Origin of the sequence: Actinomadura nitritigenes (assembly GCF_017573545.1) — a bacterium.
GTDB lineage: Bacteria > Actinomycetota > Actinomycetes > Streptosporangiales > Streptosporangiaceae > Spirillospora > Spirillospora nitritigenes.
Genome location: NZ_JAGEOK010000007.1, coordinates 147,616 through 169,373 on the forward strand (window position 1 = coordinate 147,616; position 21,758 = coordinate 169,373).

27 protein-coding genes are annotated in these 21,758 nt (G+C 72.4%); 7 read left to right on the forward strand and 20 right to left on the reverse strand.

Going from position 1 to position 21,758, the window contains the following annotated elements:
• Window positions 1-6 precede the first annotated feature (6 nt).
• The 6 genes from J4557_RS12345 to J4557_RS12370 form a co-directional block, all read right to left on the reverse strand.
• The gene (locus J4557_RS12345) at window positions 7-654 is read right to left on the reverse strand and encodes a dienelactone hydrolase family protein (protein ID WP_208266636.1); all 648 of its coding nucleotides are present in this window, start codon (window positions 652-654) and stop codon (window positions 7-9) included.
• Window positions 651-1,070 (reverse strand): CBS domain-containing protein, encoded by a 420-nt coding sequence (locus J4557_RS12350; RefSeq protein ID WP_208266637.1) that lies wholly within the window; start codon window positions 1,068-1,070, stop codon window positions 651-653. The genes J4557_RS12345 and J4557_RS12350 overlap by 4 nt, the downstream gene beginning before the upstream one ends.
• A 72-nt stretch (window positions 1,071-1,142) precedes the next feature.
• Window positions 1,143-2,051, reverse strand: a complete 909-nt coding sequence (locus J4557_RS12355; RefSeq protein WP_208266833.1) for a proteasome assembly chaperone family protein — start codon at window positions 2,049-2,051, stop codon at window positions 1,143-1,145.
• A 99-nt stretch (window positions 2,052-2,150) separates the two neighbouring features.
• A complete protein-coding gene (gene cbbX / locus J4557_RS12360) occupies window positions 2,151-3,098 on the reverse strand; it encodes a CbbX protein (RefSeq protein ID WP_243775643.1) in 948 nt (315 codons plus the stop codon).
• A gap of 20 nt (window positions 3,099-3,118) precedes the next feature.
• A complete protein-coding gene (locus J4557_RS12365) occupies window positions 3,119-3,547 on the reverse strand; it encodes a ribulose bisphosphate carboxylase small subunit (RefSeq protein ID WP_208266639.1) in 429 nt (142 codons plus the stop codon).
• A gap of 1 nt (window position 3,548) precedes the next feature.
• A complete protein-coding gene (locus J4557_RS12370) occupies window positions 3,549-4,982 on the reverse strand; it encodes a form I ribulose bisphosphate carboxylase large subunit (protein WP_208266640.1) in 1,434 nt (477 codons plus the stop codon).
• Between the two features lie 201 nt (window positions 4,983-5,183).
• Between J4557_RS12370 and J4557_RS12375 the strand changes: the two genes are divergently transcribed.
• Window positions 5,184-6,086: a LysR substrate-binding domain-containing protein gene (locus J4557_RS12375; protein ID WP_208266641.1), complete on the forward strand. Its 903-nt coding sequence runs from the start codon at window positions 5,184-5,186 to the stop codon at window positions 6,084-6,086.
• On the opposite strand, the gene J4557_RS12380 is transcribed toward J4557_RS12375, so the two are convergent.
• Window positions 6,049-6,228 (reverse strand): hypothetical protein, encoded by a 180-nt coding sequence (locus J4557_RS12380; protein WP_190862877.1) that lies wholly within the window; start codon window positions 6,226-6,228, stop codon window positions 6,049-6,051. The two genes, J4557_RS12375 and J4557_RS12380, sit on opposite strands and share 38 nt — an antisense overlap.
• A 180-nt stretch (window positions 6,229-6,408) precedes the next feature.
• On the opposite strand from J4557_RS12380, the gene J4557_RS12385 reads away from it, so the two are divergent.
• On the forward strand, window positions 6,409-7,587 hold the full coding sequence (locus tag J4557_RS12385) for a saccharopine dehydrogenase family protein (RefSeq protein WP_208266642.1): 1,179 nt from the start codon (window positions 6,409-6,411) through the stop codon (window positions 7,585-7,587).
• Here the strand turns inward: J4557_RS12385 and J4557_RS12390 are convergent.
• Together J4557_RS12390 and J4557_RS12395 are read right to left on the reverse strand one after the other, a co-directional pair.
• On the reverse strand, window positions 7,574-8,767 hold the full coding sequence (locus tag J4557_RS12390; RefSeq protein WP_307799705.1) for a sensor histidine kinase: 1,194 nt from the start codon (window positions 8,765-8,767) through the stop codon (window positions 7,574-7,576). The two genes, J4557_RS12385 and J4557_RS12390, sit on opposite strands and share 14 nt — an antisense overlap.
• Complete coding sequence (locus J4557_RS12395) at window positions 8,764-9,420, reverse strand: response regulator (protein ID WP_151542498.1); 657 nt, start codon at window positions 9,418-9,420, stop codon at window positions 8,764-8,766. The genes J4557_RS12390 and J4557_RS12395 overlap by 4 nt, the downstream gene beginning before the upstream one ends.
• A gap of 182 nt (window positions 9,421-9,602) precedes the next feature.
• On the opposite strand from J4557_RS12395, the gene J4557_RS12400 reads away from it, so the two are divergent.
• Window positions 9,603-10,553, forward strand: a complete 951-nt coding sequence (locus J4557_RS12400; RefSeq protein WP_208266835.1) for a phosphoribulokinase — start codon at window positions 9,603-9,605, stop codon at window positions 10,551-10,553.
• Between the two features lie 327 nt (window positions 10,554-10,880).
• Here the strand turns inward: J4557_RS12400 and J4557_RS12405 are convergent, their stop codons facing one another.
• The 6 genes from J4557_RS12405 to J4557_RS12430 form a co-directional block, all read right to left on the reverse strand.
• Complete coding sequence (locus J4557_RS12405) at window positions 10,881-11,939, reverse strand: potassium channel family protein (protein WP_208266643.1); 1,059 nt, start codon at window positions 11,937-11,939, stop codon at window positions 10,881-10,883.
• Between the two features lie 164 nt (window positions 11,940-12,103).
• On the reverse strand, window positions 12,104-12,454 hold the full coding sequence (locus J4557_RS12410) for a hypothetical protein (RefSeq protein WP_208266644.1): 351 nt from the start codon (window positions 12,452-12,454) through the stop codon (window positions 12,104-12,106).
• A gap of 73 nt (window positions 12,455-12,527) precedes the next feature.
• Window positions 12,528-12,986: a peroxiredoxin gene (locus J4557_RS12415; RefSeq protein ID WP_190862869.1), complete on the reverse strand. Its 459-nt coding sequence runs from the start codon at window positions 12,984-12,986 to the stop codon at window positions 12,528-12,530.
• A gap of 140 nt (window positions 12,987-13,126) precedes the next feature.
• Window positions 13,127-13,555, reverse strand: coding sequence for a DUF3052 domain-containing protein (locus J4557_RS12420; protein WP_151542502.1), 429 nt, complete (start codon window positions 13,553-13,555; stop codon window positions 13,127-13,129).
• 219 nt (window positions 13,556-13,774) lie between these two features.
• The gene (locus J4557_RS12425; protein ID WP_208266645.1) at window positions 13,775-14,182 is read right to left on the reverse strand and encodes a secondary thiamine-phosphate synthase enzyme YjbQ; all 408 of its coding nucleotides are present in this window, start codon (window positions 14,180-14,182) and stop codon (window positions 13,775-13,777) included.
• A gap of 74 nt (window positions 14,183-14,256) precedes the next feature.
• A complete protein-coding gene (locus tag J4557_RS12430) occupies window positions 14,257-14,463 on the reverse strand; it encodes a DUF1918 domain-containing protein (RefSeq protein WP_208266646.1) in 207 nt (68 codons plus the stop codon).
• A 220-nt stretch (window positions 14,464-14,683) separates the two neighbouring features.
• Between J4557_RS12430 and aceE the strand changes: the two genes are divergently transcribed.
• Window positions 14,684-17,473, forward strand: coding sequence for a pyruvate dehydrogenase (acetyl-transferring), homodimeric type (aceE, locus tag J4557_RS12435; RefSeq protein ID WP_344408599.1), 2,790 nt, complete (start codon window positions 14,684-14,686; stop codon window positions 17,471-17,473).
• A gap of 167 nt (window positions 17,474-17,640) precedes the next feature.
• Here the strand turns inward: aceE and J4557_RS12440 are convergent, their stop codons facing one another.
• Together J4557_RS12440 and J4557_RS12445 are read right to left on the reverse strand one after the other, a co-directional pair.
• Window positions 17,641-18,015 (reverse strand): VOC family protein, encoded by a 375-nt coding sequence (locus J4557_RS12440; RefSeq protein ID WP_208266647.1) that lies wholly within the window; start codon window positions 18,013-18,015, stop codon window positions 17,641-17,643.
• Window positions 18,012-18,524, reverse strand: a complete 513-nt coding sequence (locus J4557_RS12445) for an ATP-binding protein (RefSeq protein WP_208266648.1) — start codon at window positions 18,522-18,524, stop codon at window positions 18,012-18,014. The genes J4557_RS12440 and J4557_RS12445 overlap by 4 nt, the downstream gene beginning before the upstream one ends.
• A 131-nt stretch (window positions 18,525-18,655) precedes the next feature.
• Between J4557_RS12445 and J4557_RS12450 the strand changes: the two genes are divergently transcribed.
• The 3 genes from J4557_RS12450 to J4557_RS12460 are packed head-to-tail and all read left to right on the forward strand — an operon-like array spanning window position 18,656 to window position 19,874.
• Window positions 18,656-19,504, forward strand: a complete 849-nt coding sequence (locus J4557_RS12450) for a helix-turn-helix domain-containing protein (protein ID WP_208266649.1) — start codon at window positions 18,656-18,658, stop codon at window positions 19,502-19,504.
• A complete protein-coding gene (locus J4557_RS12455; RefSeq protein WP_208266650.1) occupies window positions 19,501-19,692 on the forward strand; it encodes a DUF397 domain-containing protein in 192 nt (63 codons plus the stop codon). The genes J4557_RS12450 and J4557_RS12455 overlap by 4 nt, the downstream gene beginning before the upstream one ends.
• Window positions 19,689-19,874, forward strand: coding sequence for a DUF397 domain-containing protein (locus tag J4557_RS12460; RefSeq protein WP_208266651.1), 186 nt, complete (start codon window positions 19,689-19,691; stop codon window positions 19,872-19,874). Before J4557_RS12455 ends, J4557_RS12460 begins: the two co-directional genes overlap by 4 nt.
• Here the strand turns inward: J4557_RS12460 and J4557_RS12465 are convergent, their stop codons facing one another.
• Genes J4557_RS12465 through J4557_RS12475 form a run of 3 tightly spaced genes read right to left on the reverse strand, consistent with a single transcriptional unit; the run spans window position 19,875 to window position 21,747 of the window.
• Complete coding sequence (locus J4557_RS12465; RefSeq protein ID WP_208266652.1) at window positions 19,875-20,081, reverse strand: hypothetical protein; 207 nt, start codon at window positions 20,079-20,081, stop codon at window positions 19,875-19,877. It abuts the gene before it with no gap.
• A gap of 57 nt (window positions 20,082-20,138) precedes the next feature.
• Window positions 20,139-20,984: a hypothetical protein gene (locus tag J4557_RS12470; RefSeq protein ID WP_208266653.1), complete on the reverse strand. Its 846-nt coding sequence runs from the start codon at window positions 20,982-20,984 to the stop codon at window positions 20,139-20,141.
• Window positions 20,985-21,039: 55 nt separating this feature from the next.
• Window positions 21,040-21,747, reverse strand: a complete 708-nt coding sequence (locus tag J4557_RS12475) for a helix-turn-helix transcriptional regulator (protein WP_208266654.1) — start codon at window positions 21,745-21,747, stop codon at window positions 21,040-21,042.
• Between the last annotated feature and the right edge of the window lie 11 nt (window positions 21,748-21,758).

A 21,758-nucleotide genomic window follows, 5' to 3' on the forward strand; every position in this document is an offset into this window, starting at 1 on the left:
TCCGAATCAGGCGCCGTGGTCGAGGTGGCGGTTGAACCAGTCGGCGGCCTGCGCGGTGACCTCCTCCAGCGCGCCCGGTTCCTCGAAGAGGTGGGTCGCGCCGGGCACCACGTGCAGTTCGGCGTCCTCCAGCCGCTCCCGGGCCTGCTCGTTGAGCCGCAGCACCTCGGGGTCCGCGCCGCCGACGATCAGCAGGACGGGTGCCCGCACCCGCGGCAGCGACGGGCCGGCGAGGTCGGGCCGGCCGCCCCGCGACACGACGGCGCCGACGTCCGGGCGGGCCGCCGCCGCGGCGAGCGCCGCCGCCGCGCCCGTGCTGGCGCCGAACAGCCCGATCCGCAGCCCCGCGGTGTGCGGCGCGGACTCCAGGCCGTCGGCCAGCGCGTCGACGGCGCCGATCAGCCGCATCGTCAGCAGCTCGATGTCGAAGCGGAGCTCGGCGGTGACCCGGTCGATCTGCTCCTCCCGCTCGGTGAGCAGGTCCAGCAGCAATGTGCCGATCCCGGCGGCGTTCAGCCCCTCGGCGACCGCGCGGTTGCGGGGGCTGTGCCGGGAGCTGCCGCTGCCGTGCGCGAACAGCACCATGCCCGCCGGGTCGTCCGGGATCACCAGGTCGCCGTCCAGCTCGGCGTCCGGGAGCCTCAGCGTGATCATGTGTTGGGGGGTTCCGCGCTGATGTCGGCCAGCGCCGAGCGCTCGTCGCGCTGGACGGCGAGGTCGCCGATGGACACCATCCCGATCGGGCGGTCGCCGTCCACGACGGGGAGCCGCCGGACGGCGTGCCGCCGCATCAGCCGGACGGCCTCGTCGGCGTCCTCCTCCGGCGCCACCGTGATCATGTTGGTGCTGCAGATGTCGCCGACCGCGGTGGCGCCCACGTCCTTCTGGACGGCGACGGCGCGGACCACGATGTCGCGGTCGGTGACGAGTCCTCGCAGGCGCCCCTCGTGGACCACCAGCACGTCGCCGATGCCGTGGCGGCGCATCAGGTCGCTCACGGTGACCAGCGTGGTGTCCGGGGACACCGCGACCGGCACCGGTGTCATCACTTCGTTCACTCTCTGGGCCATGGGCGAACCTCCCCCCTCCGGGGCTCGCCTACCCAGCGCCCGCGCGGATATGTCAGCGCCTCCGCGGGGGACTCAGGACGAGGGGTCGGGGCCCTCCTGCTCGGCCAGGAACCGCTCGAACTGCGCGCCGAGCTCCTCCGCGGTCGGCATGTCCTGCGACTCGGCGAGCAGGCTGTCGCGCTCGGCGGCGCCGGCGAACGCGTCGTACTGCTGCTCCAGCGCCCGCACGACCTTCTCGACCTCGGCGTTGCCGTCGACCTGCTCGGCGATGTCGGCGTCGGTGGCCGCGGCGGCCTCGCGGAGCCGCTCGACCGGCAGCACCAGCCCGGTCGCGGCGACGACCTGCTCCAGGGCGGCGACCGCGGCGGCCGGGTAGGCGGACTGGGCGAGGTAGTGGGGGACGTGCACGGCGAGGCCGAGCGCGTCGTGCCCCGCCTCGCCGAGCCGCAGCTCCAGCAGCCCGGCGGCGCTGCCGGGCACCTGCACCTTGTCGAACCAGGTGTTGCGGGTGATCAGTTCGGGGCGGGTGGCGTGCGTGGTGACGCCGACCGGGCGGGTGTGCGGCACGCCCATCGGGATGCCGTGGAAGCCGACGACGAGGCCCACGTCCAGCCGCTTCACCAGGTGCAGCACCGACCGGGTGAAGCCCTCCCAGAGCCGGTCGGGCTCCGGCCCGGACAGCATCAGGAACGGGCTTCCGACGTCGTCGTGGAGCAGCCGCACCACCAGCTCGGGCGCGTCGTAGGACGCCCAGTGGTCGCGGTCGAAGGTCATCGTCGGGCGGCGGGCCCGGTAGTCGATCAACGAGTCGACGTCGAAGCGGGCGATGACGCGGTGCTCCAAGGCCTCCAGCAGGTGCTCGCGCACGAGCTGCCCGGTGGATCCGGCGTCCACGAAGCCGTCGAGGCTGTGCAGCAGCACCGGGCCGGTCATCTCCGGCAGGTCGGTGTCCAGCTCGTACAGATCCTCAGGGTTCAGCAACTTCTCCCCCACATCTCCATGTCGATGGTCTCAACACTAGGACATGCGGAGGCGAATCCCTTGATCTACTGTGATCGGCGTCTCACCTCCCGGCGGGGGTCACTGGAACACCCGGCTGGTGAGGAAGTCGTCCGGTTCCAGGGTGGTGAGGGCGGCGCGGTCCACCTCGCCTGCGGCGGCCAGGAGGCGGTTGGCGTGGCGGAGGCGCGCGCGCTCGATGGCGTTGCGGACGGACCTGGCGTTCGCGAAGCGCGGCTGGACGCGGCGCCGGTCGAGGTAGTCGCGGAAGACGGGCTCGGTCTCCGGCGCCAGGACGTACCCCTCGCGCTCCATCATGAGGTGCCCGATCGCCTCCAGCTCGTCCGGCTTGTAGTCGGGGAAGTCGATGTGGTGGGCGATGCGGGAGCTCATGCCGGGATTGGACGCGAAGAAGGAGTCCATGCGGTCCTTGTAGCCGGCCAGGACGACGACGAGGTCGTCCCGCTGGTTCTCCATGACCTGCAGGAGGATCTCGATGGCCTCCTGCCCGTAGTCGCGCTCGTTCTCGGCCCGGTACAGGTAGTACGCCTCGTCGATGAACAGGACGCCGCCCATGGCCCGCTTGAGGACCTCCTTGGTCTTCGGGGCGGTGTGGCCGACGTACTGGCCGACGAGGTCGTCGCGGGTGACGGAGACGAGGTGTCCCTTGCGGATGTAGCCGAGCCGGTGGAGCAGCTCCGCGAGCCGGACCGCGACGGTCGTCTTCCCGGTTCCGGGGCTGCCGGTGAAGCACATGTGCAGGTTGGGACGTCCGGAGTCGATGCCGAAGCGCGCGCGGACGCGGTCCACCAGCAGCAGCGCGGCGATCTCCCGGATGCGGGTCTTCACCGGGGCCAGGCCGACGAGTTCGGCGTCGAGGGCGTCCAGGACCTCGTCGGCGTGGGAGTCGGCGCGCTCCTTGGCGAGGTCGACGCGGGCGCCGGGGGGCAGCGGGGCCGGCGGGGCCGGCTCCCCGGCGGCGGGAGCGTGGGGTGGGGCCGCCGGGGAGCCGTTTTCGGAGGGTCGCATGCCGAACCCGGGACGGTCGCTCAACGCGGGTCCCCGTAGCGCTCGCCTTCGGGACGGTCCGTCGCGTAGGAGTGCAGCGTGTACCGGATGCGCCGGTCGGAGGTCTCCTCGCGGTCCAGGCGGAAGCCGGGCTCCACGGGCGGGCGCTGCACGATGAACGACAGCGCGGTGGTCTGGCGCCCGTAGTCCGCGTCGTAGGCGTTCAGCCGGACGTAGTGGTTCGGGTACGCCTTGCGGCATTCCTTCACCTCGTACAGGACGCCGGCGGGGTCGGCGAGGTCGAACATGGGCAGTCCCCACATCTCCCAGTAGGAGTTGCGCGGGTGCGGGTCGTCGGTGAACTCGACCGAGCAGGGCCAGCCCCGGTCGAGGGCGTAGGCGACCTGCTTGGTGATCTCCTCGTCGGTCAGGTCGGGCAGGTAGGAGAAGGTGCCTTGGGTGATCCGCATGTCACACGCTCACGGGGGTCTCGACGGCGTCGGGGGTGTCGGTGGAGGCGTAGGTGAAGGTGATGTCGCCCCAGGTGGACAGGGCGATGTCCAGCTCGCGGCTGTGCTTGGCGGCGGCGCGCAGGATGTCGGGGCCCTCGGCGAGGTAGTCGCGGCCCTCGTTCCGCGCCTTGATCATCGCTTCGAGCGCGACGCGGTTGGCGGTGGCGCCGGCGGCGATGCCCATCGGGTGGCCGATCGTCCCGCCGCCGAACTGCAGGATCGAGTCCTCGCCGAGGTAGTGCAGGAGCTGGTGCATCTGCCCGGCGTGGATGCCGCCGGACGCGACCGGCATGCAGCCCGGGAGCGACGCCCAGTCCTGGTCGAAGTACAGGCCCTTCACCGGGTCGGCGGGCACGTGGTCGAGGCGGAGGGTGTCGTAGTAGCCGCGGACGCTGTTGGGGTCGCCCTCCAGCTTCCCGACGACGGTCCCGGCGTGGATGTGGTCGACGCCGGCGAGGCGCATCCACTTGGCGATGACGCGGAAGTTCACGCCGTGGTTCTTCTGCCGCGTGTAGGTCGAGTGCCCGGCGCGGTGCAGGTGGAGGACGACGCCGTTCCTGCGCGCCCACTTGGCCATCGACTGGATCGCCGTGTACCCGATGGTCAGGTCGATCATCACGATGACGCTGCCGAGGTCCTTGGCGAACTCGGCGCGCTCGTACATGTCCTCCATGGTCGCGGCGGTGACGTTGAGGTAGTGGCCCTTGACCTCGCCCGTCGCGGCCTGCGCGCGGTTGACGCCCTCCATGCAGTAGAGGAACCGGTCGCGCCAGCGCATGAACGGCTGGGAGTTGATGTTCTCGTCGTCCTTGGTGAAGTCGAGGCCGCCGCGCAGCGCCTCGTAGACGACGCGCCCGTAGTTGCGGGCCGACAGGCCGAGCTTCGGCTTGACGGTCGCGCCGAGCAGCGGGCGCCCGAACTTGCCCAGGTACTCGCGCTCCATGACGATGCCGTGCGCGGGCCCCTGGAAGGTCTTCACGTAGTGGGTCGGGATCCGCATGTCCTCCAGGCGCAGCGCCTTCAGCGCCTTGAACCCGAAGACGTTCCCGATGATGGACGACGTCAGGTTCGCGATCGACCCCTCCTCGAACAGGTCGAGGTCGTAGGCGATGTAGGCGATGAACTGGTTCTCCTGCCCCGGGACGGGCTCCACCTTGTAGCACTTGGCCTGGTAGTTCTCGTAGGAGGTGAGCCGGTCGGTCCACACGACCGTCCAGGTGGCGGTTGACGACTCGCCCGCGACGGCGGCGCCGGCCTCCTCCGGTGGGACGCCCGGCTGCGGCGTGATCCGGAAGGCGGCGAGCACGTCGCTGTCCTTCGGCTCGTAGTCGGGCTTCCAGTAGCCCATCTCCGCATAGGGGATCACGCCCGCCGACCATCTGCCCGAACCCATCGCCGATCTCCTTCGCGTGCTGGGCGGGACGCGGCGGCTCCGTCCCGCGAAAGGACGGCATGCCCAGGGGAATGGGGGCGGAGCGCCGCGTCCCGGCCACGTGGAACCGTGACGCGTCGAGCTTCACCTCCCGACACTTGCGCTGTCCATCAAGTGTTCTACGGTGACCATCAAGCATTCACTTGAACGAGGAGGCCGGACGTGACGGAAGCCCGGCTGCGGACGTTCGTCGCGCTCGCCGACACCGGGTCCGTGCGGGCGGCGGCCCTCCGGCTGTACGTGACGGAGTCGGCGGTGTCGGCGGCGGTGGCGGCGCTCACCCGCGACCTCGGCGTCCCGCTCGTCCGGCGGGTGGGGCGCGGCGTCCGGCTGACCCCGGCCGGGACCGTGTACGCCGGGTACGCGCGGCAGGTGCTCGGCCTGCTGGAGGAGGGACGGGCGGCGGCGCGCGGCGCGGCCGACCCGGGACGCGGGCCGCTGCGGCTGGCGGCGGTGACGACCGCCGCCGACCAGGTCCTGCCCGAGCTGCTCGCGTCCTTCCGGACGCGCTGGCCCGATGTCGAGCTGGCGCTGGAGGTGGGGCCGCGCCGTCAGGTGTGGAGCAGCCTGGCCGCGCACGAGGCCGACCTCGTCCTGGCGGGCCGCCCGCCGGCCGACGCCGCCGCGACCGTGCTGGCGACGCGCCCGAACGAGCTGGTCGTGGTCGGCGCGCCGGCCGTCGCGGACGGTTTCTCCCTCGCCCGGACGCCGTGGGTGATGCGCGAGCCGGGGTCGGGGACGCGCGCGTCCGCGGACGCCTACCTGGCCGAGCGGGAGGTCGCGCCGCCCCGGCTGGTCCTCGGCTCGAACGGCGCGGTGATCGCGGGCGCGGCGGCCGGGCTGGGGGTGGCGCTGGTGTCGCGGGACGCGGTCGGCGCGGAGCTGGCCGCGGGACGGCTCGTGGTGATCGGCGCGCCGGGGATGCCCCTCGACCGCCCGTGGCACGCCGTGGCGGGCGCGGCGCCGACCCCGACGACGCTGCTGTTCGTCCGGCACCTGCTGGACGCGCCCGGATGGACGGCCCCGGCTAGGGCAGGCTCCACAGGGGCACCGACAGCAGGATGAGGCTCACGCCGATCAGCGCGACGGCCACGGACCGCCCGCCGTCCCCGCCGCCGGGCACCGCCGCCGGGCGCAGGACGCCGAGGAGGGACCAGCACAGGCAGAGCACGGCGCCGGCATCCATCGCCACGGCCAGCCCGATCACGCCACCATCCCCCTCTTTTCGTAGGGGCCAACACTAGGGCATACGCGGCATGGGACGCGCACGCGAAGAATCCGAGTGCAGTCGCTCACATCGGCCGCGCGGGACGCCCCCGGCGGGGCGGCGACACGACAGAATCAAGTTCGGTACAGATTCACGCTCGGTACCGGGAGAGGTGCGGCCATGACCACCGACCGTCCGTACGACATCGTGCTGTTCGGCGCCACCGGCTTCACCGGCGCCCTCACCGCCGAGTACCTGGCCGGGCACGCCGACCCGGGCACGCGCTGGGCGCTGGCCGGACGCAACCAGGCCAAGCTCGCCGCCGTCCGCGACCGGGCCGCCGCGATCGACCCCGGCTGCGCGGACCTCCCGCTGCTGCACGCCGACACCACCGACCCGTCCTCCATCGAGGAGATCGCGAGGTCGGCCAAGGTCGTCATCACGACGGTCGGCCCGTACGTCCAGTACGGCGAGCCCCTGGTCGCGGCGTGCGCGCGCGCCGGTACCGACTACGTCGACCTCACCGGCGAGCCCACCTTCGTCGACCAGATGTACCTCAAGTACCACGACGAGGCGGTCCGCTCAGGCGCCCGCATCGTCCACGCCTGCGGGTTCGACTCGATCCCGCACGACCTCGGCGCCTACTTCACCGTGAAGCAGCTGCCCGAGGGCGTCCCGCTGCACGTCGAGGGGTTCCTGCGCGTGCACGGCGACGCGTCGGGCGGCACGATCGCCTCCGCGGTCGGCATCTTCGCCGACGTGACCGGCATGATGCGCGCCGAGCGCGAGCGGCGCCGCGCCGAGGGGCGGCCGGAGGGCCGGCGGGTCCGGATCTCCCGGCGGCCCGCGCCGCGGGCCCGCGTCGGCGGCGGCTGGACGCTCCCGCTGCCGACCATCGACCCGCAGATCGTGGCCCGGTCCGCCGCCGCGCTCGACCGGTACGGCCCGGACTTCTCCTACGGCCACTACCTGGCGGTCAAGCGGCTGCCCGTCGCCGCCGGGATGGCGGTGGGCTCCGGCGCGCTGCTCGCGCTCGCGCAGCTCCCGCCCACCCGGTCGCTGCTGCTGCGGCTCCGCGCGCCGGGCGAGGGGCCGTCCCCGGAGCGCCGCGCCCGCAACTGGTTCAGCGTGAAGTTCGTCGGCGAGGGCGGCGGGAGGCGGGTCGTCACCGAGGTCGCGGGCGGCGACCCCGGCTACGGCGAGACCGCGAAGATGCTCGCGCAGTCCGCGCTCTGCCTCGCCCACGACGACCTGCCGAAGACCGCCGGGCAGGTGACCACCGCCACCGCGATGGGCGACGCGCTGATCGCGCGGCTCACCGCCGCCGGCATCACCTTCCGGGTGCTCACTCGCAGCTGACCCGTCCGGTGCGCCGGCGGCCCGGGACGGGAATGACCGCCTCAACGGTCGTGCCGACCCCGGGGCGGCTGGTGACGGTGACGCGGCCGCCGAGCAGCTCGGCGCGCTCGCGCATGCCGCGCAGCCCGTAGGAGTCGGTGCGCCTGGTCCGCTCCGCGCGCGCGCCTTGCGCGAACACCTCGCGTACCGAGAACCCCGTGCCGTCGTCGGTGACCTTCAGCCGGACCCGGTCGCTCGCGTGCTCCAGCAGCAGGTCCACGCATGTCGCCGATGCGTGCCGCAGGCTGTTGCCGACCGCCTCCTGCGCGATCCGGTACAGCGCGGTCTGCACATGGTCGGGCAGCTCCTCCTCGAGCTCGCCCTCCACGGTCACGCTGACGTCGATGACGCCGGACGGCCCCGGGCCGTCCCCCGCCTCGCGGGCGAGGGTCGCCAGCGCCGCCGACAGGCCGAGGTCGTCCAGCACGGGCGGCCGCAGCCCGCCGATCGCGGCGCGCGTCTCCGCCGCCGCCAGCTCGCACAGCTTCCGCGCGATCATGATCTGCGCGAGCCCCTCCGGATGGTGCTCGGGCAGCGCCCGCTCGGCCGCCGACAGGTGGAAGCCGAGGCTGGCCAGCCGCTGCGCGATGCCGTCGTGGATCTCCCGGCTCAGCCGGGACCGCTCGGCCTCCTGCGCCTCGACGGCCCGCTCGGCGAACCGCTCGGCGGCGTGCTCGCGCTCGCGGGCCGCCCGCAGCCGCCGGCATGAGCACAGCACCGGGGCGAACAGCTCCGCCAGCGCGGTGACGAGCGCGACGTCGTCGTCCGGGCACGGGCCCGCGGACCGGACGTCCACCACCGCGATCGTGGCGTTCCCGCTGCGGACGGGGATCGCGACGCCTCGTCCGTCCGTGTGCGCGCGGGCACGGCCGTGCGCGGCCGCCCAGCCGACGTCGCCCTCCCCCAGCGGGACGGCCGGGCCCGTCCATTCCAGTGCCCGCTCCTCGTCGTCCAGGACGTAGACGTCGCAGAACGTCAGCGCGCGCGCCGAGCGGACGACCAGCCCGGCCAGTTCCTCGGCCATCCGCGGCAGCTCCCGGTCCGAGCAGGCCACCGCCACGATCCGGACGAGCAGGTCGTTGCCGTGCCCGGCGAGCAGCTCCGCCGGCGACGCCGGCGAGGCCGGCGACGACGCCGTCACCGGAACAGCCCCTCGCGCAGCGCGACCGCGATCGCGGCGGACCGGTCGGTGACCTCCAGCTTGCGGTACAGCGCCCGCAGGTGGCTCTTCACCGTCTCCTCGCTGAGCACCAGCCGGGCCGCGATCGCCTTGTTGGACAGCCCGCCGACGAGCAGCGACAGCACCTCGCTCTCGCGCTGCGTCAGCCCCCGGTTCGCGCCGGGCCAGAACTCGCCGCGGGTCAGCCGGGCCGCCGTCACCGCCATCCGCCCGGCGAGCGTCGGGTCGACGACGGTCTCGCCCTGCGCGACCTCCTCCAGGCGCCGCACCAGCTCCGGGCCGTCCACCCGTTTCAGCAGGTAGCCGCCCGCCCCGGCGCGCAGCGCCTCGAAGACGTACTGCTCGTCGTCGTACACCGACAGGAACACCACCCGCGCCTCGGGGACGCGGCCGGTGAGCAGCCGGCACAGGTCGAGGCCGCTCTCGGGGCCGAGCCGCACGTCCAGCAGGACGACGTCGGGCCGCAGCGTGGTGACCAGGCGGGTGGCCTCCTCCCCTGTCCCCGCCTGTCCCACGACGCGCACCCGCCCGGCGAATCCGGCCAGCATCGCCTGGAGTCCGGCGAGGATCATCTCGTGGTCGTCCACCAGGACGACGCGTACGGGGGCGCCCATTCCGGCACGATAACAACCCGAAGCTACCGACCAGTAGCCCCCGCTGCGGCCCGGCCTCCCGCCATCTCACCCCCGCTCTCACCCGACCGGGGGACGCACCCGCGCCGCCACCGCCGTACTCTCCCTGTCGAAAACGGGATTCCGCAGGACGGAGGAGCAAGGTGCCCCATCGGATCGTGCATATGCTCCGGGCGCGCGGGTCGGGCCGCCGCCCCGTCATGCTCGCCATCGCCGGGGACAGCGCGGCGGGCAAGACCACACTGACCAGGGGGCTTGTGCAGTGTCTGGGGGCCGAGCGGATGACGGCCGTCTGCGTCGACGACTACCACCGCTACGACCGGGCCGAGCGCGCCGGCAAGCCGTTCACGGCGCTGCACCCCGACTGCAACCACGTCGACATCATGGAGCAGCACCTGCAGCTGCTCTCGATGGGCGAGCCGATCCTCAAGCCCGTCTACGACCACGCCACCGGCGAGCTCGTCCGGCCGGAACTGGTCGAGCCCCGCGACTTCGTGATCGTCGAGGGCCTGCTCCCCCTGCACACCCGGCTCGCCCGCGCCTGCTTCGACATCACCGTCTACCTGGACCCGCCCGAGCCGCTCCGGCACTCCTGGAAGATCCGCCGCGACTGCGACAAGCGCGGCTACAGCCCCGAGCAGGTCATGGCCGAGCTCGCCCGCCGCGAGCCGGAGAGCGCCGCCTACATCCGGCCGCAGCGCAAGTACGCCGACATCGTCGTGCGGTTCGCGCCCGTCGCGGGCCGGCTCGACCCGCCCGGCACCCCGCTGTCCGCCGAACTCCTGCTGCGCCCCACGATCGACCACCCCGAGCTCGCCGACGTCCTGGACGGCGCGTCCGGCGACGCCGACAAGCTGCTGCACCTGCGCCTGCACCGCGACGACGACGGCCGCCCCGTCGACGCCCTGCACGTGCACGGCTACGTCTCGCCCGAGGAGTCGCAGGTCGTGAAGAAGGCCATCTGGGAGCGCCTCGGCGCCCGCGCGGGGGCCGGCCTGCCCGACCCCGACGCGCTGGGCCGCCTGGGCGACGCCGACACCAGCGACCCCCTGGCCATCACCCAGCTCCTCCTCCTCTACCACCTGCTCGACGCCGACCACCGCCAGGCGGCGTGAGACCCCGCGGGCGCGCGGGGAGGCCCCGGGGCTTGACCTGTGCCTCGGGCCGCGCGCACCGCGGCGGCCGGGAGAGCGCCCCCTGCGGGCGCGAGGGGCGCTCTCTCGGTCCTTTTGCATTGCCCTTGGCGTCAGGCGCTGGGGCGCCTTCCTTCGGCGGGCAATGCGTGCGATCGCAGCATCGCTCCGGCTCGCCCAGGGGCTCGCTGCGCGATCAGGTTCTCGCAAGCTCGAACTTGGCTTCGCACGCGATCGCCAGGTTCCGGTCCGCGGCAGCGTGGTTACGGACGGTCCAGTGCGGGCGGGTGCCTGGCTAAAGGCTGGGGGCTACAGCTCGTGCCAGGGGATTTTCGGGCGGTCGGGGGCGACGACCGCGAGGGACTGGCCGCCGCGGACCAGCTCGCCCGGGTCGGCCGTCAGGCGGAACCGCGCGTTCGGACGGTGCGACTCGCCGACGGCGAGCAGGGTGCTGCCGCGGCGCAGCAGGAAGATCGCCACGTCCAGGCGCGGCCACTCGCCGGCGCCCTCCGGGACGTCCACGCGGTACAGGGTGCCGTCGGCGTCGAGGGTGCTGGCGAGGTTGTGGTAGATCGCGGCGACGCCGGGATTGCGGATCGCGACGGCGACCACGGCCGGGTCGTCGATGTCGACCGGCTCGATGTCCGGGCCGACGAGGGCGAGCGCCTCGGTGATCTCGGCGCGGCGGCCGCCGTCGTGCACGCCCGCCAGCAGGTGGACGGACGGCTCGCCGTTCCGCCGCAGGAAGGCCGAGACGCCCAGCATCACCCGGACGGTCTCGTCGTCGGTGCGGCCGACCACCACGACGGTCCGCGCCGCCTCCAGGCAGGCCCGCTGGTAGGCGGTGTCGTCGAAGGCGACCACGTCGTACAGGTCCGGGTCGGGGTTCTCGCCGGCCAGCTCGCCCGGCCAGAAGACCGTGACGACCGGGGTGCGGGCGAACTCGGGGTCGGCGCGCAGCTGGGTGATGATGGCGCGCAGCCCGTCCCGCTCGTACCCGACGACCACGATGTGCCGCTTCACATGCAACTGCGCCTGGCCGTTGGCCCGCATCGTCCTCCCCTTCGCCATCCAGAGCGTCAGCTCGGCGAACAGGACGAGCCCCGCGGTGAGCCCGGCCACGATCACGATCACGCCACCGATCCGGCCGCCCGTCGAGGACGGGTACAGGTCGCCGTAACCGGTGGAGGTGCCGCTGACGAAGAAGTACCAGATGTAGTTCCACGGCCGCTTGATCTCCGCGTCGGGCTTCTCGAAGACCGCGATCAGCAGCCAGCCGACCCCGAACGCCGCCAGCAGCACCAGGGCGGGCGCGCGCCAGGACCGCGCCGCGACGCGGTGCGCCAGCCGCAGCAGGATGATCGGCATTCGCGCAGCGTGCCACCAGGCGAAATACCGCGTCAAGCCCGGAATGCCCTGGACTGTGACCACAGTACGTGACCGGGCCGCGGAATGGCCGGAGGCGGCCACCGGCCCCGCCGCCCGCCGGACGGCCGCCACTCACCCGCGGGACGGCCGTCGCCGGCCGCAGGTCAGCCGGCCGGGCCGCGCCGCAGGACGCGGCTCAGCGCCGCCGCGACCTCCTCCGACAGCCCGCGGTCGTCCCGGGGTCCCGCGCTCGACGGCACCAGGTCGGCCGGGCGGGGATCGTCGCGGACCGCCTCCCGGGTGTGGCCGCAGTCGCGGCACTCGACCTCGCCGAGCCGGCAGACCAGTGCGACGGAGCCACAGGCCGCGCAGCTGTCGAGATCGTCCGCCCAGTCGTGGGCGGTCTGGCAGCAGGGGCAGACCAGCACCTGGTGGTCCGCCCGGACACCGCGCCTCCACGGGCTCGCCCCGCGCACGGGGTCGGTCTGCCGCGCCCCGCAGCGGAAGCAGGGCATCACACCTCCAGGGGTGCGGGGACCGGAACCGGCCGCGGGACGCCGCCGCACGGCCGGGACCGGCCCGTTTCGCTCAGAGCCCGGCGAGCGCCTTGCGGTACTCGTCCAGGTCGCGTGCGTCCGGGATGGCGTTCACGACCTTCCAGCGGACCACGCCCTGCGCGTCGATGATGAAGGTGCCGCGCAGCGCGAGCCCCTTCTCCTCGTCGAACACGCCGTAACGCTGCGCCGTCCCGCCGTGCGGCCAGAAGTCCGACAGCAGCGGGAACTGGTACTTCTCCTGCTCGGCCCAGGCGCGCAGCGCGAACACCGAGTCGACCGACACGGCCAGCACCTGCACGTCGTCGCCGCCGAGGGTGGGCAGCTCGTCCCTGATCTGGCAGAGCTCGCCCGTGCACACGCCGCTGAACGCCAGCGGATAGAACACCAGGACGACGGTCTTCTCGCCCCGGAAGTCCGACAGCTTCACCGGCGTGCCGTGCTGGTCCTTCAGCTCGAAGTCCGGTGCGCTGTCGCCTACCTCAACCGACAAAGCCTCTCCCGCGGATCGTCCCCGCCCGGGCGGGGGTGTGGGCGCCCCACGGGCGTGGGGACGGGCCCAGTCTGCCACCCGCCGCCGGAGCCGGACGGCCCGGTCGCCCGCCGCCTCGGCGGACGCCCCGGGCCGCGCGGCTACTTGCGGACCTTGGGCGCGACCAGCCGCGTTCCCGACCACTCCTTCGCGGCGCTGACGCTGCTCGTCTGCGACAGCCCGGCCGTCTGCGCGGCCTCGCCGATGTCGCTGGGCTCCACGTGCCCGTCCCGGCCCGCCTTCGGCGTCAGCAGCCAGATGTTGCCGCCGCCGGTGAGCGGGATCATCGCGTCGGTCAGGCCCTCGAACAGGTCGCCGTCCTCCTCGCGCCACCACAGCAGCACGATGTCGACCACGTCCTCGTAGTCCTCGTCGACCAGCTCGGTCCCCGTGACGGCCTCGACGGAGCGGCGAAGCTCCTCGTCGACGTCGTCGTCGTAGCCGATCTCCTGCACCACCTGGCCCGGCTTGAGGCCGAGCCGTTCGGCCAGGCTGCGCTCAGACTGCGCCTGACCCGCGGTCGCGCTCACGAAAGTCCTCCCATTGTCGTCAGTCCGCACGGTGTCCCGCGCATTTCTCGTATCCAGGCGCCATCTCGGGCGGCCTGTCCGCACCCGTGCGGTGTTTGCGGGACAGTCCACACAAGTGAGGGCCCCTAGCGCAAGTGTCTTCCCGGCTTTTGGTGGGCTCATTGGCCCGATCACGGCGACCGTCGTCACAGGATCTCCACAGAGGGTGACAAGACACGGTCATCCCCGGAGAAAGGACAGCCGGACCTGCCGATCCGGGTTGTCCACGTTCAGGTCGACCAGCGCCACCGACTGCCAGGTCCCGAGGGCGAGCCGGCCGTCCACCACCGGCAGCGTCGCGTACGGCGGGACGAGCGCCGGCATGACGTGCGAGCGGCCGTGGCCGCGCGCCCCGTGCCGGTGCCGCCACCGGTCGTCGGCCGGGAGCAGGTCGCCGAGCGCGGCGAGCAGGTCGTCGTCGCTGCCCGAGCCGAGCTCGATGATCGCGATGCCCGCGGTGGCGTGCGGCACGAAGACGTGCAGCAGGCCGTCCCCGCCGGCCGCGCCGGCGAACCGCTCGCACTCGGCCGTGATGTCGTGCACGACCTCCTGTGTACCGGTGGTCACCCGGACCACGGTGCTCTCCATGATCGCAGGTCTACCCCATCCGCGGCGCCGGACGCATCCCGGCGCGCGCGGATCCGGGCGGGCGCCCCCATCCGCTACCGGGCGGGGTGCCCGGCGGCCTGGCGGGACTCGACGACGGCGTCCGGCCCCGGGTAGACCAGCGTCTGGTGGCCGTCCTCGAACCGCACGACGTACGGCGGGCCCCCGCCGTCGCCGCGGATCTCGACGATCTCGCCGACGCGGTCGTGCTGGCCCACGACGGTGCCGTGGACGTGCAGGCGGTCTCCGATTCGCGCCTTCATGGCTCCCCTCCGTTCCGGTCGAAAATCGGCTCCTCGAAAAGGTGCGTACCCCGGTTGACCGGGGAGAATGGTTACCGGTTGGTAGAGATGCGTTAGCCGTCACGAACGACGACGATGGATCACGAAACCAGGCGGTGAGACACCTCCGCCGGGGACCGCGGGACCGCCGAACGGCGGCCGGGTCCCCACCAGCAAAGACGGCAAGCACAGAGGGGATCCCGTGGCTTCCGGACGTCAACGCTTTTCGATCATCAGCGACGGCCTGCCGAGCCAGCTGCCGGACATCAACCCGGACGAGACCCGGGAGTGGCTGGAATCGCTGGACACGGTCATCAAGACCGAGGGCCGCGGCAGGGCCCGGTACGTGATGCTCCGCCTCCTGGAAAGGGCACGGGAACTGCAAGTCGGGGTCCCCGGTCTGCGGAGCACCGACTTCATCAACACCATCCCGCCCGAGTCGGAGCCCTGGTTCCCCGGCGACGAGCACGTCGAGCGCCGCATCCGCGCCTACATCCGGTGGAACGCGGCGATCATGGTGTCGCGGGCGAACCGCCCCGAGCTCGGCGTCGGCGGCCACATCGCCACCTACGCCTCGGCCGCGTCCCTCTACGAGGTCGGCTTCAACCACTTCTTCCGCGGCAAGGACCACGGCGAGTCCGGCGACCAGGTGTTCATCCAGGGCCACGCGGCGCCCGGCATCTACGCGCGCGCGTTCCTGGAAGGGCGGCTGCCCGAGGAGAAGCTCGACGGGTTCCGGCAGGAGCAGTCGCATCCCGGCGGCGGCCTGTCGTCCTACCCGCACCCGCGGCTGATGCCGGACTTCTGGGAGTTCCCCACCGTCTCCATGGGCCTCACCGCGATCGACTCGGTGTACCAGGCGCGGTTCAACCGCTACCTCTACAACCGCAAGATCAAGGACACCTCCCGCTCGCACGTGTGGGCGTTCCTCGGCGACGGCGAGATGGGCGAGCCGGAGTCGCTCGGCGCGATCGGCCTGGCCGCCCGCGAGGAGCTGGACAACCTCACCTTCGTCGTCAACTGCAACCTCCAGCAGCTCGACGGCCCGGTGCGCGGCAACGGCAAGATCATCCAGGAGCTCGAGTCGTTCTTCCGGGGCGCCGGCTGGAACGTCATCAAGGTCATCTGGGGCCGCGACTGGGACCCGCTGCTCGCCCAGGACGTCGACGGCGTGCTGGTCAACCAGATGAACACCACCCCCGACGGGCAGTTCCAGACCTTCTCGGTGGAGTCCGGCGACTACATCCGGGAGAAGTTCTTCGGCGCCGACCCGCGGCTCCGCAAGATCGTCCAGCACCTGTCGGACGACGACCTGCGCAAGCTGTCGCGCGGCGGGCACGACTACCGCAAGGTGTACGCGGCGTTCAAGGCGGCCCGCGAGCACGTCGGCCAGCCGACCGTGATCCTCGCGCACACCATCAAGGGCTGGACGCTCGGGTCCGACTTCGAGGCCCGCAACGCCACCCACCAGATGAAGAAGCTCACCAAGGCCGAGCTGAAGGAGTTCCGGGACCGCCTGTACCTCGACATCCCGGACTCGGCCCTGGAGGCGCCGCTGCCGCCCTACTACCACCCGGGCGAGGACTCCGACGAGATCCAGTACATGCGCGAGCGCCGCGCCGCCCTCGGCGGGTTCCTGCCGAAGCGCGTCGTGCGCGCCAAGCCGCTGAAGCTGCCCGGCGACCCGGTCTACAGCGAGCTGCGCAAGGGCTCCGGCAAGCAGAACGTCGCGACGACGATGGCGTTCGTCCGGCTGCTCAAGGACCTGATCAAGGACGAGAACCTCGGCGCCCGGTTCGTCCCGATCGCCCCGGACGAGTACCGGACGTTCGGCATGGACTCGCTGTTCCCCACGTCCAAGATCTACTCGCCGCACGGGCAGACCTACGACGCGGTGGACCGCAAGCTGCTGCTGTCCTACAAGGAGGCCGAAAGCGGCCAGATGCTGCACGAGGGCATCAGCGAGGCCGGGTCGATGGCCTCCGCGATCGCCGCGGGCACCGCGTACGCCACGCACGGCGAGCACATGATCCCCGTCTACATCTTCTACTCGATGTTCGGGTTCCAGCGGACCGGCGACCAGATGTGGGCGCTCGGCGACCAGATGGGCCGCGGGTTCCTGCTCGGCGCCACCGCGGGCCGCACCACCCTCACCGGCGAGGGCCTCCAGCACGCCGACGGCCACTCCCCGCTGCTCGCCGCCGCGAACCCGGCCTGCGTCCACTACGACCCGACGTGGGCGTTCGAGCTGGCGCACATCACCAAGGACGCGCTGCGCCGCATGTACGGCTCGTCCGAGGAGCACCCGCAGGGCGAGAACGTCTTCTACTACCTGACGGTCTACAACGAGCCCTACCAGCAGCCCGCCGAGCCCGAGGGCCTCGACGTCGACGGCCTGCTCAAGGGCCTGTACCGGTTCCGGGCGGCGCCGGAGGTGTCCACGGGCAACGGGGAGCCGCCGCGGGCGCAGATCCTCGCGTCCGGCGTCGGCGGCCGCTGGGCGCTGGAGGCGCAGCGGATGCTCGCCGAGGACTGGGGCGTCGCCGCGGACGTCTGGTCGGCCACGTCGTGGAACGAGCTGGCCCGCGAGGCCCGCGAGTGCGACGAGCAGAACCTCCTCAACCCCGACGCCGAGCAGCGCGTCCCCTACGTCACCCGGACGCTGGACAACGTCGCCGGGCCGATCGTCGCGGTGTCGGACTTCATGCGCGCCGTGCCCGACCAGATCGCGCCGTGGGTGACCGGGGACTTCACCTCGCTCGGCACCGACGGGTTCGGGTTCTCCGACACCCGCGCCGCCGCCCGCCGGTTCTTCCACGTGGACGCCGCGTCGATCGTCCTCGCGGTGCTCACCCGGCTGGCCCGGCACGGCGAGATCAAGCCGGAGGCGCTGCCCGAGGCGATCCAGCGCTACCGGCTGGACGCCGCGGTCAGCGACGTCTTCTCCGGCGGCGTCGGCAGCGCCGAGAGCAACACCGGCGGAGAGTCGTGATCTCCCAGGGGGGCGACCCCCTGGGACCCGGCGGTGGCTGAGGTCCGGACCTCGCGGGTGATCGCGGAGGTGTAGGCCGCGATCGCCCCAGAGGCCGCCGGACGGCCGCCATCGGGCAGGGCGAAAGGGCCCCGGGTGTTCCCGGGGCCCTTTTCCGTGCTCGGCGGTCAGGACGCGGGCGGCGTGAAGACGGCGAAGCGGTTGCCGGACGGGTCCTGCAGGTGCGCGAACCGCAGGCCGTCGGGCGTCGTCGTGCCGGGGACCGCGACCTTGCCGCCGCACTTCTCGGCCTCGGCGCACGCGGCGTCCACGTCCTCGACGAGGACGAAGAAGACCGCGTGGTTCTGGGACGCGTCGGGCACGCGCGCGACGCCGCCGCTGGGGTGCTCGGCGCCCTCGTAGCTGATCAGGTCGTAGCCGTCGCTCTGCGGGTCGGACGTGAACCTCCACCCGAACATGTCGCCGTAGAAGCGGCGGGCCTCCTCCGGCGCGTCGGTGCCGATCTGGAACCAGGCGACGGTGTTGTATGCGGGAACGCTCATCGTTCTCCTCCTTCGGATGCCGTGGACATCAGAGTCGAGGAGTCCTGCGACAGCCCCCTGTCGGAGTTTCCGAAGAAAATGGGACTGGCCGACCGGAACTCCGCCCACACGACCGTGCCCGGCCCGTCCGGGCGGAATCCCCAGCCGCGTGCCAGAGCGTCCACGATCCGCAGCCCGCGCCCGCTTTCGGCGCCCGTCTCCGCCCTGAGCCGCGGGCGCCCGCCGCCCGCACCGTCGTCGGCGACCTCCAGCCGATGGACATCGTCCCCGGCCAGCAGGGTGACCGTCACCCGGCCCCCGTCGCCCGAGGCCGTGTGGGTGACGGCGTTGCAGACCAGCTCGCTCACGACCGTCACGACATCGTCAAGACCGGGGTGATCCGGAGGCAGCATGTCCCGCAGGAACCGCCGCGCGTGCCCGACGGACCGCCGGACGCCCGGAAGCGTGAGCGCCCCCACCACGACCAGCCCGCCGGGGGCCGTCCTACCGTTCTCGGGCGCTCCCATCATGCGCCTCCCCTCGATTCGGAAACGCCCGCCACATTCGCCGCCCGCCGGCCTCCCGGTACCGGCTCTGAACGTTTCCCGACTGAACGTTCAACCGGTCACCGTTCCGACACGCTCGGTGACATTCTTGAAGGATGCCTTCCGGTCACGCCCCCACGGTCCGGCAGCGCCGGATCGGCTCGGCGCTCCGCAAAGCCCGCGACCGCCACAGCCTGACCGTCGCCACCGTCGCCCGGCGCTTCGGCCGCTCCCAGGGCTGGATGAGCATGGTCGAGAACGGCCTCCAGGCCATCGCCCCCGACGAGCTCAGCGACCTCCTCGACCTCTACGGCATCGAGGACGGCCCCCTCCGCGAGTCCCTCCTCCACCTCGCCACCCACCAACCTGGCACGTGGGTACGAGAACGAGAAGGCCGCATCTCGGCCGCTGCCCTGGACCTCGCGAGCCTGGAAGAAGACGCCGCCGAGATCCGCAACTTCGAGCCCAGCATCGTGCCAGGGCTCCTCCAGATTCCCGAGTACACCCGCGAACTCATCGCCGTGGGTCCGGCCAAACACAATGCCAAAGCCCTGGTCGACTTCCGGTTGTCGCGCCAGCGGGTCCTGAGACGTCCCGATCCACCGCACTACACGCCAATCATCGCGGAAGCGGTCCTTTACAACCAGGCTGGCGGGGACCCTGCCATCCGGCGCGCGCAGATTCGGCGCCTTGCAGAAGCCGCCCGGTCCGATCACGTGGACCTGCGGGTGCTCCCCAGCGCTGCCAGCCAATACATCTGGCTAGCCAGCCCATTCCTCCTTCTATCCCTGCGTCCCCCTGGACGGCTCACCGTGTCGGTGGTCGATCAGTTCGCTCAGAGCCTTTTCGTGGAAGACGAGGAGAAGGTTGCGGCCCATGAGGAGACCTTCGAACTGTTGCTCTCGGCGGCCCTGAGCAGAACCGCTTCGCAGCAACTCATCGACCGGGTAGCGTCGCAATCATGAACACTCGCGAGCCACGCCGTACCCATTGGCGCAAGAGCAGTCACAGTGGCGGCGACGAAGGCAACTGCGTCGAGATCGGGGACCTCGGCGGACGCGTCGGCGTGCGGGACAGCAAGAACCCCGCCGCCGGACACCTCACCCTCACCCGCCAGGACTTCGCGGACCTCCTCGCCCACCTGCGGCCATGACCACCCCGGCCCACTGGCGCAAGAGCAGCCACAGCGGCGGCAACGAAGGCAATTGCGTCGAGGTCGCCGACCTGAACGGCCACGTTGGCGTCCGCGACAGCGAGAACCCCGCCGCCGGGCACCTCACCCTCACCCGCCGGGACTTCGCCGCTCTTCTCGCCGACCTGGGGGCGCGAGACTGATCAGAGTGATTCGCCGTAGTGGTCTTCCTCTGCAGCGAACCGGCGGTCTTCCTCGTCCCTGTGGATGGCCACGCACCGTTTGCACGTGGCCTCGCGCGGGTCGTCACGGACCTCGTCCGGGGAGACGTACTGGCCGCACCGCGTCTGGACGATGCCGTGCTTGTCCTTCTCCGGCAGGTGGAGCACCCGCTCCGCTGGCGCGCTCATCGCCGAGACGTTACGCCGGTCAGTCGAATCCGTGGGGCCGGACGGAGGCGAGCCTTGTCAGAACGGCAGTGCCAGCAACCTGATCAGCCAGATAGCCGCCGGGATGCTGAGGGCCACGCCCCAGATACCGGTCAGCATGAAGGCGGCCAGGGCAATGCCCAGCCAGGCCACGCGGGTCGGCGCGAGCACGCGTGAGGGGTCCTCGGGGTCGTATCCGATTTCCTCGCGGCAGCCACGCGTCGCCGGGTGCGCCGTGACCTCCCGGCCCTCAAGGGTGCGGAATCGGACGATGTGATCGTGGTCGGCCTCGCCGTGCGGGTCCCGCTCGTACCGCGCGCGGACGGTGATGCCCCGCCGCCGGATCACCCACCGCGTGTCCAGCTCGGCCATGACGATCCACAGGCGCAGGAAGGCGACGCCGGCCGGAAGCAGCGACCAGGCGACCAGCCCGAGGAATCCGGGTTCCACCGGCAGCCAGACGGCCAAGGGAAACCCCAGGAGTACGTACCACAGCGCACGTCGCCACCAGGGGCCGCCGTGCAGGACGCGATCACGGAGACCCGCCGCCGTCCGCAGGGGCCACGGCCGTGCCGAGTGCCGCCGTATCGGCTGCCCGTCCCCTGACGGGCCGGGGTCACTGATGATCGCTTCGATCTCCGCCCCCAGCGCGGCGACCGCGTCCCCGTTGCGGTGCCGGACCGTAAGGGCCGCATCGGCCTGCGCGTCCGCGAAGAGGAGCACGGCCAGCGACCGCTCGGCGGCCTCGACCTTGCGGATCCGTGTCCCGGGCACGACGACGGTCGTCCGCCCCCGCTTCCAGTGCAGGGCGCCCTGCTCGACCCACACCCGGGTGCGGCGGCCGGTCAGGACGACCCCCGCCCCCGTCGTCTTCGATTGCGCCACGACAGCGGATCATAGACGCGCCGTTTCGTCGAGCTGCAGCGTGACCGGGGCGGGGTCAGACGAATTCGAGGGGGCGGACCACGTAGTCGGACGGGACGTCCTCGTGCATGGCCTCGACGACGCGCTCGGGTGCCGTCTCGTCCAGGAGGGCGGCGCGGCGGACGCGGTCGGTGCGGAAGACGCGGCGGCCGCCCCGCTTGCGGCACCAGGCGGTCAGGTACCAGCCCTTGCTCGACGCGGTGAACGACACGGGCTCGACGTCGCGGACGGTCTCGGTGCCCGCCCGGTCGATGTAGGTGAGGCGGACGACCCGGCGGTTGAGGACGGCCTCCTCCAGGACGGCGGGCACGGACGCCGGGTCGTCGTCCCCGGCGGGGATCAGGAAGCGGACGCGGGCGGCGAGTTCCCGGGCGGAGGCGCTGTGCTCCGCCGACATCGCGGCGACGATCTTGTGCAGGGCGGTGCGGGCGGACCGGGAGTACGGCGAGCCGCCCGCGCGGGCGAGGGTGATCGCGACGGCGACGGCCTCGGCGGGGGTGAAGTTCAGCGGCGGCAGGGTGCGGCTCTTGTCGAGGGTGTAGCCGCCGCCCCGGCCGACGTCGGCGTAGACCGGTACGCCGGCCTGCTGGAGCGCACCGATGTCGCGCTCGATCGTGCGGACGCTCACCTCGTACCGCGCGGCCAGCTCGCGGGCGCTCACCCGGCGCGGGGCGCAGGCCCGCAGCTCCTCAACCAGGGCGTAGAGACGGTCGGTGCGGTTCACGCCGCGACCGT

Coding starts and splice junctions, on each gene's coding strand:
- J4557_RS12370 (WP_208266640.1), bottom strand. CDS start 4,982: ATGGGTTCGGGCAGATGGTCGGCGGGCGTGATCCCCTATGCGGAGATG.
- J4557_RS12460 (WP_208266651.1), top strand. CDS start 19,689: ATGACCACCCCGGCCCACTGGCGCAAGAGCAGCCACAGCGGCGGCAAC.
- J4557_RS12450 (WP_208266649.1), top strand. CDS start 18,656: ATGCCTTCCGGTCACGCCCCCACGGTCCGGCAGCGCCGGATCGGCTCG.
- J4557_RS12395 (WP_151542498.1), bottom strand. CDS start 9,420: ATGGGCGCCCCCGTACGCGTCGTCCTGGTGGACGACCACGAGATGATC.
- J4557_RS12350 (WP_208266637.1), bottom strand. CDS start 1,070: ATGGCCCAGAGAGTGAACGAAGTGATGACACCGGTGCCGGTCGCGGTG.
- J4557_RS12455 (WP_208266650.1), top strand. CDS start 19,501: ATGAACACTCGCGAGCCACGCCGTACCCATTGGCGCAAGAGCAGTCAC.
- J4557_RS12410 (WP_208266644.1), bottom strand. CDS start 12,454: ATGCCCTGCTTCCGCTGCGGGGCGCGGCAGACCGACCCCGTGCGCGGG.
- J4557_RS12430 (WP_208266646.1), bottom strand. CDS start 14,463: ATGAAGGCGCGAATCGGAGACCGCCTGCACGTCCACGGCACCGTCGTG.
- J4557_RS12425 (WP_208266645.1), bottom strand. CDS start 14,182: ATGGAGAGCACCGTGGTCCGGGTGACCACCGGTACACAGGAGGTCGTG.
- J4557_RS12440 (WP_208266647.1), bottom strand. CDS start 18,015: ATGAGCGTTCCCGCATACAACACCGTCGCCTGGTTCCAGATCGGCACC.
- J4557_RS12405 (WP_208266643.1), bottom strand. CDS start 11,939: ATGCCGATCATCCTGCTGCGGCTGGCGCACCGCGTCGCGGCGCGGTCC.
- J4557_RS12385 (WP_208266642.1), top strand. CDS start 6,409: ATGACCACCGACCGTCCGTACGACATCGTGCTGTTCGGCGCCACCGGC.
- cbbX (WP_243775643.1), bottom strand. CDS start 3,098: ATGCGACCCTCCGAAAACGGCTCCCCGGCGGCCCCACCCCACGCTCCC.
- J4557_RS12345 (WP_208266636.1), bottom strand. CDS start 654: ATGATCACGCTGAGGCTCCCGGACGCCGAGCTGGACGGCGACCTGGTG.
- J4557_RS12365 (WP_208266639.1), bottom strand. CDS start 3,547: ATGCGGATCACCCAAGGCACCTTCTCCTACCTGCCCGACCTGACCGAC.
- J4557_RS12465 (WP_208266652.1), bottom strand. CDS start 20,081: ATGAGCGCGCCAGCGGAGCGGGTGCTCCACCTGCCGGAGAAGGACAAG.
- J4557_RS12445 (WP_208266648.1), bottom strand. CDS start 18,524: ATGATGGGAGCGCCCGAGAACGGTAGGACGGCCCCCGGCGGGCTGGTC.
- J4557_RS12400 (WP_208266835.1), top strand. CDS start 9,603: ATGCTCCGGGCGCGCGGGTCGGGCCGCCGCCCCGTCATGCTCGCCATC.